The organism is Lacisediminimonas profundi, from assembly GCF_008831265.1.
Lineage (GTDB): Bacteria > Pseudomonadota > Gammaproteobacteria > Burkholderiales > Burkholderiaceae_D > Lacisediminimonas > Lacisediminimonas profundi.
Map to the genome: position 1 here is coordinate 223,203 of NZ_VTTH01000002.1, position 11,060 is coordinate 234,262.

Annotated in this window: 11 protein-coding genes; 4 read left to right on the forward strand and 7 right to left on the reverse strand. The window is 61.3% G+C overall.

From position 1 onward, the window contains the following. Positions 1–2: 2 nt before the first annotated feature. The 3 genes from FVE66_RS06665 to FVE66_RS06675 form a co-directional block, all read right to left on the reverse strand. Entirely contained in the window at positions 3–1,457 is a 1,455-nt protein-coding gene (locus FVE66_RS06665; protein WP_151446631.1) for a TolC family protein, read from the reverse strand. Position 1,458: 1 nt separating this feature from the next. After that, entirely contained in the window at positions 1,459–1,773 is a 315-nt protein-coding gene (locus tag FVE66_RS06670) for a hypothetical protein (protein WP_151446632.1), read from the reverse strand. Between the two features lie 71 nt (positions 1,774–1,844). Next, a complete protein-coding gene (locus FVE66_RS06675) occupies positions 1,845–2,315 on the reverse strand; it encodes a hypothetical protein (RefSeq protein WP_151446633.1) in 471 nt (156 codons plus the stop codon). Positions 2,316–2,481: 166 nt separating this feature from the next. Between FVE66_RS06675 and pip the strand changes: the two genes are divergently transcribed. After that, complete coding sequence (gene pip, locus FVE66_RS06680; protein ID WP_151446634.1) at positions 2,482–3,465, forward strand: prolyl aminopeptidase; 984 nt, start codon at positions 2,482–2,484, stop codon at positions 3,463–3,465. Positions 3,466–3,467: 2 nt separating this feature from the next. Here pip and FVE66_RS06685 read toward each other — a convergent pair whose 3' ends face one another. Together FVE66_RS06685 and FVE66_RS06690 are read right to left on the reverse strand one after the other, a co-directional pair. Then, a complete protein-coding gene (locus FVE66_RS06685) occupies positions 3,468–3,809 on the reverse strand; it encodes a helix-turn-helix domain-containing protein (RefSeq protein ID WP_151446635.1) in 342 nt (113 codons plus the stop codon). After that, positions 3,784–4,113, reverse strand: a complete 330-nt coding sequence (locus FVE66_RS06690) for a type II toxin-antitoxin system RelE/ParE family toxin (protein WP_151447225.1) — start codon at positions 4,111–4,113, stop codon at positions 3,784–3,786. Before FVE66_RS06690 ends, FVE66_RS06685 begins: the two co-directional genes overlap by 26 nt. 302 nt (positions 4,114–4,415) lie before the next feature. On the opposite strand from FVE66_RS06690, the gene can reads away from it, so the two are divergent. Next, positions 4,416–5,108 (forward strand): carbonate dehydratase, encoded by a 693-nt coding sequence (can, locus tag FVE66_RS06695; protein ID WP_151446636.1) that lies wholly within the window; start codon positions 4,416–4,418, stop codon positions 5,106–5,108. Between the two features lie 27 nt (positions 5,109–5,135). Here the strand turns inward: can and FVE66_RS06700 are convergent, their stop codons facing one another. Next, a complete protein-coding gene (locus FVE66_RS06700; RefSeq protein ID WP_151446637.1) occupies positions 5,136–5,819 on the reverse strand; it encodes a FadR/GntR family transcriptional regulator in 684 nt (227 codons plus the stop codon). Positions 5,820–6,022: 203 nt separating this feature from the next. Between FVE66_RS06700 and FVE66_RS06705 the strand changes: the two genes are divergently transcribed. Beyond that, positions 6,023–6,892 (forward strand): fumarylacetoacetate hydrolase family protein, encoded by an 870-nt coding sequence (locus FVE66_RS06705; protein ID WP_151446638.1) that lies wholly within the window; start codon positions 6,023–6,025, stop codon positions 6,890–6,892. A gap of 126 nt (positions 6,893–7,018) precedes the next feature. Continuing rightward, on the forward strand, positions 7,019–7,996 hold the full coding sequence (locus FVE66_RS06710) for a Bug family tripartite tricarboxylate transporter substrate binding protein (protein WP_151446639.1): 978 nt from the start codon (positions 7,019–7,021) through the stop codon (positions 7,994–7,996). A gap of 1,227 nt (positions 7,997–9,223) precedes the next feature. On the opposite strand, the gene FVE66_RS06715 is transcribed toward FVE66_RS06710, so the two are convergent. Continuing rightward, positions 9,224–10,906: a long-chain fatty acid--CoA ligase gene (locus FVE66_RS06715; RefSeq protein WP_151446640.1), complete on the reverse strand. Its 1,683-nt coding sequence runs from the start codon at positions 10,904–10,906 to the stop codon at positions 9,224–9,226. Positions 10,907–11,060: the final 154 nt, after the last annotated feature.

Genomic DNA, 11,060 nt, shown 5'->3' on the forward strand with positions numbered 1-11,060 from the left:
TTTCAGTGTGCTGCACGGGGCGCTGAGGCTGACGCGGCGCTGCGCGACGGGGCGCTACCGCTGCTGCCGGTACCGCTCCCATTCACGGCTGATTCCAGGTCGGTCTCGGCCAACCAGAAGTCGCGTTGCGCATCGATCGCCCCATTCACGGTGTTGATCTGCTCGCGCGCATCGGCGAGCAGTTCGAAGACGCCAGTCAGCATGCCGTTGTAGCGCAGCAGGACTTCTTCCGAAATTCGCTTGCGAAGGGGCACCAGGTCCTGCTGGTAATGGCGGGCCAGGTCGTATGAAGTGCGATAGGCCGACCATGATTGCCGCACTTCCGAGCGCGCGCGCACGGCCAGGTCGGCGGTGCGCTGCACCGATTGCATGTAGATCGCCTGTGCCCTTGCCACGCGCGCGCCGCCCCAGTCGAACAGCGGCAGTTCCAGCGAAATTTCATAGCCGTCGCTGCGGTTCTTGCCGGTGTCGGTCTTGTTCTGATATCCGAGCTCGACGGCATTGATGACGCCGGTCTTGCGCGTCAGCCCAAGCATGCTGGCGGTGGCCTGGGCACTGCGCGTTGCCATCTGCAGGTCCAGGCGCTGGCGCATGGCGTCTGCCTCCAGCTGGCCAGCCGCGCGTGGGCTTGCCGGTAATGCAGGCAGTCGATCCGGCAGGGAGAAGCCGGCCTGCGCGCCCCATACCCCCATCAACCGCGCGAGCTCTTCGCGCGCCGCAATCGCCGCATGCCTGGACCGTGCCAGTTGCGCCAGCGCGTCAGACTGGAATGCCTGTTCGCGCAGCCGGTCCAGTTGCGGCAGGTTGCCAACCGCGGCCATGCGGCTGGCCAGTTCCGCACTGGCCTGTGCGGCGTCGCGCACCTGTTCCATGTACTGCGCGGTCTGGGCCGCCGCCACGGCGCGGAACCAGGCGCGGCGGGTGGCGTGCGCAAGCTGCACCGCCTGCGCTGCAGCCTGCAATTTCGCCTGTTCGAAGCGCTGTTGTTCAATGCCGGTGCGCAGCGGCATGGTCAGCAGGCCGACCAGGTCGAACATGATGCTGCGGTCGATCTCGATCTCGTCGTCGCGCCGCATGCGGGCGAACGAGAAGCCCGGGTTGCGCAAGCGGCCGGCCTGCACCAGGTCGGCTTCGGCTATGCCCATGGCCTGCAGGTCCGCCTTGAATCCGGCATTGTTCAGCAGTGCGACCTGGACTGCGGCATCCGCCGTCAGCGGACGCGACAACAGCGCATCGACGGTCTGCGCGGCAGCGGCCGCCGCTTCGCTGGCGGGATGCGGGATGGCATGGCCGATCCGTTCCTGCGTCAGCGAGGAAACCGTCGACATGCCGCCATCCGGCGAGAAGCTGCTGCAGGCGGAAAGCAGCAAGGGGATCAGCAGCAAGGCAGGCAGGCGATGGCATGACGCACGCCGGCCCGCGGCACGCCGGAAACGGGAAAATCTCAAGGTGTTCATGCTAGTGCTTCCCATGCTGGCTGGCGCCAGCGGCTGGCTTGATGTGCCCCGCGTGGCCGCTCAGCTGGCGTACCTGGTCGTTGGCTGCGCGCCAGTTACGGTCCGGCCGGGTTTCATCCGGACGACCGCCGGAATCTGCGCCGAAGACAGATGCGTGCATCAGGGGTGGCACAGGAGAGGCCGGATCGGCCGGGTCGCGTGCCTGGATGGAGGCGGGTGGCCGGGACGGCGGGCCGGACTGAGCGCTGGCGCCAAGCGGCAAGCATAGCGACAGCCACGCCAGCGCGGCCGGCAAAAGCCGGTATTGAAAGGACATGTTTTCCTCGTGCAAAAAAGCGTGAACGTACTGTGGCAGCAGCGGCCCTCAGGCCGCGGCGTGCCGCGTGATCAGGCGTGACGAGGACGGGGTGGTCTTTCCAGACCGGGCGGGATGAAATTCACAAGCAGCGTGGACGGTGCGGCGAACAGCGCGGCCGTCGGCGGCACATCAGGAGCAGCCAAGGCGGCCGGGGGAGGCGCTGTCGCGCCTGCGCAGCAACTGGAGCAGGCGCTGCAGGCGCTGTGGTCGGGCAGGCTGTCGGCAGCTTGCGCCGCGCTGGCAGGCGGCTCGCCGCTCGCCTCAAGCGAGGCGTGTTGCTGATCCTGCGTGACGCCATGATGGGCGTGATGATCGTGCGAGTCGCCATGCCCGTGAGCGGAAGCCTGCGGCTGCTGGATAGCCCCTGGTGCCAGAGCGGAGGCATGCAGCGATGGAGCGTGGTGGCGCGTATCGCAGGAAGCCTTCAGCACGGCGGCCCAGCCCTGCAGGGGCAGGGCGGCAACCAGCAGCCAGAGCATCATCAGCTTCACAAGACGCATTGCGCGCAAATCCAAGGGTTGATCAGTCGGGTGATGATAAGGCTTACAGGTGCAGTAAGGTCAAGTGCTTGTTATTTTTATTATCCATGAGTTTGAAGCTTTGTTCCTGACCCCGAACCGCCTGACCTGGTTCAGAATGAAGGCTGGACCCCTGATTTTTTCCAGAATGACAAGCAATCTCCTCACATCACAAGCCGCCGGGCAGCTCCGGCCACTGTTCCCGCCGCTGGAGCCGCACCGCAGCGGTCGCCTTGCCGTCGATGCAATCCACGAGATCTACTGGGAAGAGTGCGGAAATCCTGGCGGCATTCCTGTGCTATTCCTGCATGGCGGGCCAGGAGGAGGCCTGTCGCCGGCCCACCGCCGTTTCTTCAATCCTGCGTATTACCGCATCATCCTGTTCGACCAGCGCGGTTCCGGAAAATCAACGCCGCTGGGCGAGGTCCGCGCCAACACCACCCAACTGCTGATCGGCGACATCGAACAACTGCGCGAATTGCTTGGCGTGCGGCAGTGGCTGGTTTTTGGCGGCTCATGGGGTTCGACTCTGGCGCTGGCATATGGGCAGGCGCATCCCGATCGCTGCCTTGGCTTCGTGCTGCGCGGCATCTTCCTGTGCGGGCCGGACGAGATCGACTGGTTCATGAATGGCATGCGCTGGTTCTATCCCGAGGTACACAACGCCTTTGCCGGCCATATTCCGGAAGCGGAAAGGGGTGACTTGCTGAAGGCCTATGCCAGGAGGCTGTTCTGCGACGACCCTGCCGAGTACCTGCCGGCGGCACGGGCATGGGCGCGTTACGAAGGCAGTTGCTCCTATTTGCAGACCAATCCGGAAGCGATCGCCGATTTCAGCGCTGATCCGGTGGCGCTGGGCGTGGCCCGCCTGGAAGCGCATTATTTCCTGAACGGCGGGTTTTTCGGACCGGACCAGTTGATCGGCAGTGTGGATCGCATCCGGCATCTGCCAGCGGTGATCGTACAGGGGCGGTATGACATGGTGTGCCCGCCGGCAACGGCGTTGCGGCTGCATGAAAAATGGCCGGAAGCGCGGCTGGAAATCGTGACGACAGCCGGTCATTCCGCGCTGGAGCCGGGGATTACGGATGCGTTGATAAGGGCTACCGAGGAATTTCGCCTGCGGCCTTGATGTCAGAGGATCGAGAGGGTCAGGTGTCCAGTCGTTCCGGCCGATTGCTTCACATTGATCTCGATGTCGTAGCCAAGGCGGTTAAGGCATTCCATCAGTTTGCGCTCGGACAGGTTGTCGAATTGACCGCGCAGCAAGCCGGAAACCTTGGGTTGCGGAATACCCATGCGGCGGCCGGCCTCTTCCTGGGTCAGGCCAAGGCGGCGGACGGCGCGGGCGATTTCGATCACCAGGCCTGACTTGATCCTGAGCCTGTTGGCATCTGGCACGCCCAGGTCAGCAAAGACGTTGCCGGATCCGGCTTCCACGTCAATTCCGTCAATGCTTCGTGTGACAGTGCTCATTTTGAAGCTCCTTTACCAGTGCCTCGGCCACCTTGAGCCGGGCACGTATCAATTCAATATCTTTTTTTGGGGTGGCAATGCCACATTTGCTCTTCTTCTGGAAGCAATGGAGCACGAACACAACTGCTTCGAAGTTGACGGTATAGACTGCCCGGTACGTGCCGCCCCCATCGTCTTCAACGACTTCCAGTACCCCGGCACCGCCGAAACCTCTCCGCGGCTTGGCGGCGGGGTGCTGTTCGCCATGTTGGGCCCAGTGCAGTGCGTGTCCGAAGAATTTCCTGACTTCGAGGGGCAGCCCCATCAAGTCTTTCTTGCTGCTACCTATCCAGAACAGAGGTTTTTCTTCTTCCTGATTCAATATACTTGAAGTGGTATAAATATTCAATTGGCGTCGATTCAATCCGGGCTGATGAAGCCACTTCTAGCCGTTGATGATCATGATTCGCAAAAAAATTAGGCCACCGCGAGCGTAATTTGACCAAGGCATCAGATTTCCGACCATCCCTCCGGTAGCCGGAGCGTTCGCGTTCAGGATTGACATCGCATCGGAGTGAAACGCCGGCTTCCGTTAAAATCGGGTCATACAAATTTCCTGGCACCACAATGACCGACAACACCGGCAGCGATAGCGACATCGCCTATCTTTTCGACAACAACCGCAAGTGGGCCAAGGCCCACCTCGACCAGGATCCTGATTTCTTCAACCGGCTTGCTTCCCAGCAGGCGCCGGAGTTCCTGTGGATCGGCTGTTCCGACAGCCGGGTGCCGGCCAACGAATTGCTGGGGCTGCTGCCGGGCGACGTTTTCGTTCACCGCAATATTGCGAACGTGATCGTCCACAGCGATTTGAATTGCCTGTCGGTGCTGCAGTTTGCAATCCAGTTGCTGAAGGTGAAGCACATCATTGTTTGCGGGCATTACGGATGCTCCGGCGTGCATGCTGCGATGACAAATCGCCGCATCGGACTGGCCGACAACTGGCTACGACACGTCCAGGACGTGCACCAGAAACATGGCCGCTACCTGGGCGAGGTATTGCCGGATCGCGAGAAGGCGGAGCGCCTGTGCGAACTCAACGTGATCGAGCAGGTGACCAATGTCAGCCAGACCACGATCGTGCAGGATGCCTGGGAGCAGGGGCAGCCGCTGACCATACACAGCTGGGTTTATGACGTGCGGGACGGCTTGCTGCGCAACCTGGACCTGACCCTGGCGGGGGCGGACGACCTGGCAGTCAAGCTGCCGGGTGTCTTTGAGCGCTACCAACCGCGTTCGCTGCCTGAATCGGAGAAATAAGCTGTACCGAAGCTGGGGATGCTGGGCTCAATAGCCCAGCATGTTCCTGCGTACCTGCAGCAGGTGACCGGTCAGCAGCGAACGCGCGCGGTCGATGTCGCGCTCCTTCAATGCCGCGACCAGGTCGCGGTGCTCGCGCTGGTACAACTGGCGCCGCTCTGGTGTCACGCTCTTCTTCTTCAGCATGCCCCAGTCGCCCTGTTCGCGCACCGTGTTCATCATCTGGAACAGGCTGCGCACGAAGTTGTTGTGGGTGGCATCCGCAATTGCCTGGTGCAGCGCGCCATCCCAGTGTTCGAACTCCTCCAGCGTCTGTGCCGATTCGCCGCGCGCGCAGCAGTCCTCCATGTGCACGAAATCGGCAGTGGTGCCATGCCGGATCACGAGGTCGATCATTACCGGCTCCAGCAATACCCGCACTTCCATCAGCTCCGCGGGGCTGGTATGCATGGTCGGCATGCCGCCATCGGCTGACTGCAGGCGGGCGGCGGCGTCGGGCGAGACATAGGTGCCGCTGCCGACGGTTTGCGTGATCAGGCCCTTTTCCTTCAACTCGGACAGTACACGCCGGACCAGGGTACGGCCGATGCCATAGGTTTCGCCCAGTTCGCGTTCAGGAGGCAGGCGGTCTCCGCTTTTCCAGATGCCGGCTCGCAGCTTGTCGAGCAGCGCCTGCCGCAAACCTGTTGCGCTGTCAGTCGAGGATTTCATCGGGGCTCCGGAGCTTATGCATAATTGGTTCAAATTATAAACCAATTCCCTTCGGTGAAGATTGGACAAATCATGTTCGCCTGCCTGAACAGGCTTCTGCCCCTTGCCAAGTAATATAGGTGAATTCTGGTGGTTGACGGCCCGTCCAACATGTTTTATCTTGGGCGACCTTTCCAACCCAATACGTACCAAAAGGACCAAGCATGCGTTTTGCGACCATCGAAGTGAACGGCGCCCCCACCGTCGCCATCGTCAGCAGTGACAGCCAGCGTTACTGGCCAGTCGAGGAAGCGCTGCCTGGCTTCAAGGGCGACATGGTTGACCTGATCCGCGCGGTACCCAATCCGCAGGCCACGCTCAAGACCAGCGGCGAAGGCCGGCCGCTCGCCGGCGTGCGCATCCTGGCGCCGATCGCCAATCCGCGTCGCAACGTGTTCTTGGTCGGCAAGAATTATCACGAGCACGCGAAGGAGTTCAACAAGTCCGGTTTCGACGGTTCCAAAGAAGATGCGCCGCCATTGCCTTCCTTCTTTACCAAGCCGGCCTCGACCATTGTCGGTCCCAATGACCCGGTGCTGTCGCACCAGGAAGCGACCAGGGAAGTCGACTACGAGAACGAGTTCACCGTCATCATCGGCAAGGGCGGACGCGGCATCAAGAAAGCGGATGCCTACAGTCATGTATGGGGCTATACGATCGTCAATGACGTCACGGCCCGCGACCTGCAGAAGCAGGCCCGTCAGTGGTTCCTCGGCAAGGCGCTCGACACCTTCTGTCCGATGGGCCCATTCATCGTGACCCCGGACGAAATCGATCCGGAGAACGTCCAGCTCAAGACCTGGATCAACGGCGAATTGCGCCAGAACGCGAACACCGGCGACCTGATCTTCAATATCCCGACCATCATTGAAGTGCTGTCGGCTGGCATGGCGCTGGAGCCGGGCGACATCATCGCGACCGGCACCGCAGCCGGTGTCGGCATCGGCTTCACGCCGCCCAAGTTCCTGAAACCGGGCGACGAGATGAAGCTGGAGATCGAGGGAATCGGGACACTGGTCAATCGTATGCAGTAAAGCGGGTATGCAGTAAAGCGCACTTGCAGTAAAGCACGCATGCAGCAAACGCGACGGCGCCCGGCAAAACGGGCGCCGCGTGGAACACACAATAAAACTATCAGAAACCGGAAGGAGACATTCCAGATGAAACATGAAGCAATCCGTATCGCCGCCTGCCTCGCGCTGTTCGGCGCGGTGGCCGCGCCAGCGCTGGCGCAGGATGCCTGGCCTTCAAAGCCCTTGACCATGATCGTGCCGTTCCCGCCGGGCGGCGTTGCCGATACCGTCGGCCGGCCCGTGGCGCAGGCAATGTCGCGCGAGCTCAAGCAAACTGTGCTGGTCGAGAACAAGGGCGGCGCTGGCGGCGCCATCGGCATGGGCGCAGCGGCCAAAGCCGCGCCGGACGGATATACGATCCTGATGTCGCTGGCCTCGATGACCACGATTCCCGAGGCTGACAAGATCAACGGCAAGCAGTCGCTGTTCCAGTTGTCCCAGCTGAAGCCGATCGCCCGATTCACCGCCGACCCGACCGTGCTGGTGGTGCGCGCTGATGCGCCGTGGAAAAACATCCAGGAGTTCGTCAAGGATGTGGGAAGCAAGCCGGGCAAGTACAGCTTCGCCTCGTCCGGCAACTACGGCACCATGCACGTGCCGATGGAAATGCTGAAGTCAAATGCCAACCTGCGCATCCTGCACGTGCCGTACACCGGTGCCGGCCCGGCACTGATCTCCTTGCTGGGTGGACAGGTCGATGCAGTCGCGACCGGCCCGGCCAGCGTGCTGCAGCACATCAAGGGCGGCAAGCTGCGCGCCCTTGCGCACTGGGGCGATGCCCCGTTGGCGTCGATGCCCGACGTGCCGAGCCTGAAAAAATCCGGCTACGCGGTTGAATATGCGCAATGGGCGGGTCTGTTCGTCCCGGCCGGCACGCCGGACGCGATCGTCGAGAAACTGCGTGCGGCCGCCCGCAAGGCAGCCGAGGATCCTGCAGTGCGCCAGACCATCGGCGCTGCCGGCAGCCCCATCCTTTACCTCGACATGCCGCAGTTCCAGGAGTACGTGAATGCGGACGCCAGGAAGATGGCCGAGGTTGTCAGGAAGATCGGGAAGGTTGAATAAGGGTATCGGGGGCCGGTGTCAGGTTGAGCGAGTTTTTCAATAGATCGAGGACTGGCTCCCCCATGAAATCAGGACTTGCGGCGTGGTGAATGCTTTGCCGGCCGCAGCGACAGCATCGGTGGCTGGTCGGCTTTATGGCTTCGTGAGTGGTCTTGGAGTGTTGTGGTTTTGTGGTTTTGTGGTTTTTTGGCTCTTGGGCTTGCGGTTCGTTTGGCTGGGTTTGATGGTTGTGGTTGTGAAGCCGGGAGACACCCCGGCGGGTGTGTAACTTTCTTTTGGAAAAGAAAGTCACCAAAGAAACCAAATTCAACACCCACTTGGCCAACGCCCGCTTCGAACGCCAACCAGATGCGGATGTCTGGGCTAATCCAGTGCAACGTTCGCGAGAGATGATCCCTCGGCTGTGTGCCGCTTACCTAATCAGCCAACCCCATGAAGTGTCTTATACCGATGCCCGGCGCACCGTTGACTCTTAAATTTTTTCGAAGCTTCAAACAAGCGATGGGGCTGTTCAAAATCAGCCAACCCCATGAAGTGTCTTATACCGATGCCCGGCGCACCGTTGACTCTTAAATTTTTTCGAAGCCTCAAACAAGCGATGGGGCTGTTCAAAATCAGTCAACCCCATGAAGTGTCTTATACCGATGCCCGGCGCACCGTTGACTCTTAATGTTTTTCGAAGCTTCAAACAAGCGACGGGACTGTTCGACGAAAGAAAAGGGACAGCGAAAAGGGACAGCGAAGAACGACAGTAAATTTCCAGGTCGCCTTGCCCCTTGGCAACCCGACCTCAAAAATCAATTAGCAGCTTCGAAAACAATTGGGAGTCAACGAGCGGTGGTGTGCGGTCGGCGGCATTGAAGCGGGTTGACTGATCCCGGTCAGAGGCGTACGTGTGGCAGGACCTTCCTCGCGAACGCCGCACTGGTTCGGCCCAGGCGACCGAATCTGGTTGGCTATCGAAGCGTGCGTTGGCCAAGTGGGTGTTGAATTTGGTTTCTTTGGTGACTTTCTTTTCCAAAAGAAAGTTACACACCCGCCGGGGTGTCTCCCGGCTTCACAACGACAAACAACAAACCCAGCCACACGAACCGCAGGCCCAAGAGCCACAAATCCAAAAATCCGCTCACCCACGGCTACGGGCAATGCCCATCCTTGAAAGGGAGAGAGCGCCCACAGTGGTTCGCCTCCGCATCAAGATGTGCAAGCTCTCCATCAAGAGGCGCATCACTTTCCGCCAGCATCCCCCTGAACCCTCTTATTCTCCCGTTCCTGCAATTCCCGCCACTGCACCTTGCCCGACGGCGACTTCGGCAAGGCATCCACGAACGCGACGATCCGCGGGCACTTGTAGGCAGCCATGTTGTCATGCGCCCAGGCGATGATTTCGTCTTCGGTCGGCTTCGGCGACACGCCATCCCGCAGCACCAGCAGCGCCTTCACTGTTTCTCCGCGCTTCTCGTCGGGAGATCCGATCACGCAGGCTTCGCGGATTGCCGGGTGCCCGTATAGCAGTGCTTCGACCTCGGCCGGCCAGACCTTGAAGCCGGACGCGTTGATCATCCGTTTCAATCGGTCGACCATGAAAAAGTAGCCTTCCTCGTCGACATAGGCCAGGTCCCCGGTTCGCAGGAAGCGCTTGCCATCGCGTTCGATGAAGGCGTCGCGGTCGGCCTCCGGGTGGTTCCAGTAGCCGCGCATCACGTTTGGCGCATGCACGATGATTTCGCCGGCTTCGCCCGCTGGCAGCGGATGAAGATCGGTCGGGTCCACGACACGCGCATCGACATCGTACAAGGCAATGCCGAGGCACTGTTTCTTCGGGCGCTCCGGCGGGTTGATGTGGGTCGCTGCCATGGTCTCCGACATGCCGTAGCCCTCGACATAGGGAAGACCCAGGACCTCGTGCATCTTTTGCGCCACCGCTTCCGGCATCGCGGCGCCGCCGCCGCGGATGCCGCGCACGCTCGACAAGTCGAATCGGGCCAGGTCCGGATGGGATAACAGGTCGACCACCATCGTGACGATCATCTGCAGGCTCGTTACCCGATAACGTTCGACCAGCCGGGCAGCCATGTCCCGGTCCCAGCGCGGCAGGATCACGATGGTGGCGCCCGCATGGAGCGGGGTGTTCATGCTGCCCGTCATGCCGGTCACATGAAAGTAGGGCAGCGTCGCCAGGATCGTGGCGTCCTGCTGGGTGTGAAACCACTGCATGCTGGCGACCAGGCTGTACATCACGCCATGATGGGTGTGCATGCATCCCTTCGGGTGTCCGGTGGTACCGGAGGTGTAGGGCATTACGCACAGGTCGTCCGGACCTGCGGTGGCGGGGCCCGGCACGCAGCTGCTGTCCATCATGCGGGTCCACAGCGTTACGCCGGGGGTGGTGATCTCTGCCCGCGGCGCCGCCACGAAATCCGGCACTTTCAGTTCCGTGGGCTGGCGCAGGAAATCCGAATAGGCAGCGACAATCGCATGCTGCAGGCCCGCGCCCAGCAGCGGCTCCATTTCGGCGAACAGGTCCTGCGACACGAAGGCAGTGGCGGCGCCAGTGTCGCGTACGAAATATTCCAGCTCGCCGGTCCGGTTCATCGGGTTGACCGGAACCACGACGGCGTTGGCGCGCAGGATGCCGTAATATGCCAGCACGAACTGCGGGCTGTTCTGCATGCAGAGCAAGACCCGGTCGCCGGCCCTGACCCCGCATTCATGCTGGAGGAAGCCGGCGATACGTTCCATTTCCTCCTTGAATTCCCGGTAAGTGATTACCGTGTCATAAAAGATGATGCAGGGCTTGTCCGGGAAGCGCGCGGCCGATACCTCGATGTTGAACACCAGGCTGGTGTGCGGGACGGTCAGGTGGCGTGGCTGGGTCGGCGGCCAGTAGGTGCGTGCGAGAGCTGACATGGGGTTCCTGCAACTGAGCGAACGACCATTCTAGCGCGGCGAACGGGCGGTTGGACGCATACGGCCCTGCCGGCCCTGCAACTTTCCGGCGCGATAATTGTCTCTCTTTTGATATCGGGCAATATACTTGCCTGGACGCATTACTTGAAGCCGG

What these genes read in the sequence shown, in the direction of transcription:
- FVE66_RS06675 (WP_151446633.1), bottom strand. Translation starts at nt 2,315, where the DNA reads ATGCGTCTTGTGAAGCTGATGATGCTCTGGCTGCTGGTTGCCGCCCTG.
- can (WP_151446636.1), top strand. Translation starts at nt 4,416, where the DNA reads ATGACCGACAACACCGGCAGCGATAGCGACATCGCCTATCTTTTCGAC.
- FVE66_RS06670 (WP_151446632.1), bottom strand. Translation starts at nt 1,773, where the DNA reads ATGTCCTTTCAATACCGGCTTTTGCCGGCCGCGCTGGCGTGGCTGTCG.
- FVE66_RS06710 (WP_151446639.1), top strand. Translation starts at nt 7,019, where the DNA reads ATGAAACATGAAGCAATCCGTATCGCCGCCTGCCTCGCGCTGTTCGGC.
- FVE66_RS06685 (WP_151446635.1), bottom strand. Translation starts at nt 3,809, where the DNA reads ATGAGCACTGTCACACGAAGCATTGACGGAATTGACGTGGAAGCCGGA.
- FVE66_RS06665 (WP_151446631.1), bottom strand. Translation starts at nt 1,457, where the DNA reads ATGAACACCTTGAGATTTTCCCGTTTCCGGCGTGCCGCGGGCCGGCGT.
- FVE66_RS06700 (WP_151446637.1), bottom strand. Translation starts at nt 5,819, where the DNA reads ATGAAATCCTCGACTGACAGCGCAACAGGTTTGCGGCAGGCGCTGCTC.
- FVE66_RS06715 (WP_151446640.1), bottom strand. Translation starts at nt 10,906, where the DNA reads ATGTCAGCTCTCGCACGCACCTACTGGCCGCCGACCCAGCCACGCCAC.
- FVE66_RS06705 (WP_151446638.1), top strand. Translation starts at nt 6,023, where the DNA reads ATGCGTTTTGCGACCATCGAAGTGAACGGCGCCCCCACCGTCGCCATC.
- FVE66_RS06690 (WP_151447225.1), bottom strand. Translation starts at nt 4,113, where the DNA reads ATGGGGCTGCCCCTCGAAGTCAGGAAATTCTTCGGACACGCACTGCAC.
- pip (WP_151446634.1), top strand. Translation starts at nt 2,482, where the DNA reads ATGACAAGCAATCTCCTCACATCACAAGCCGCCGGGCAGCTCCGGCCA.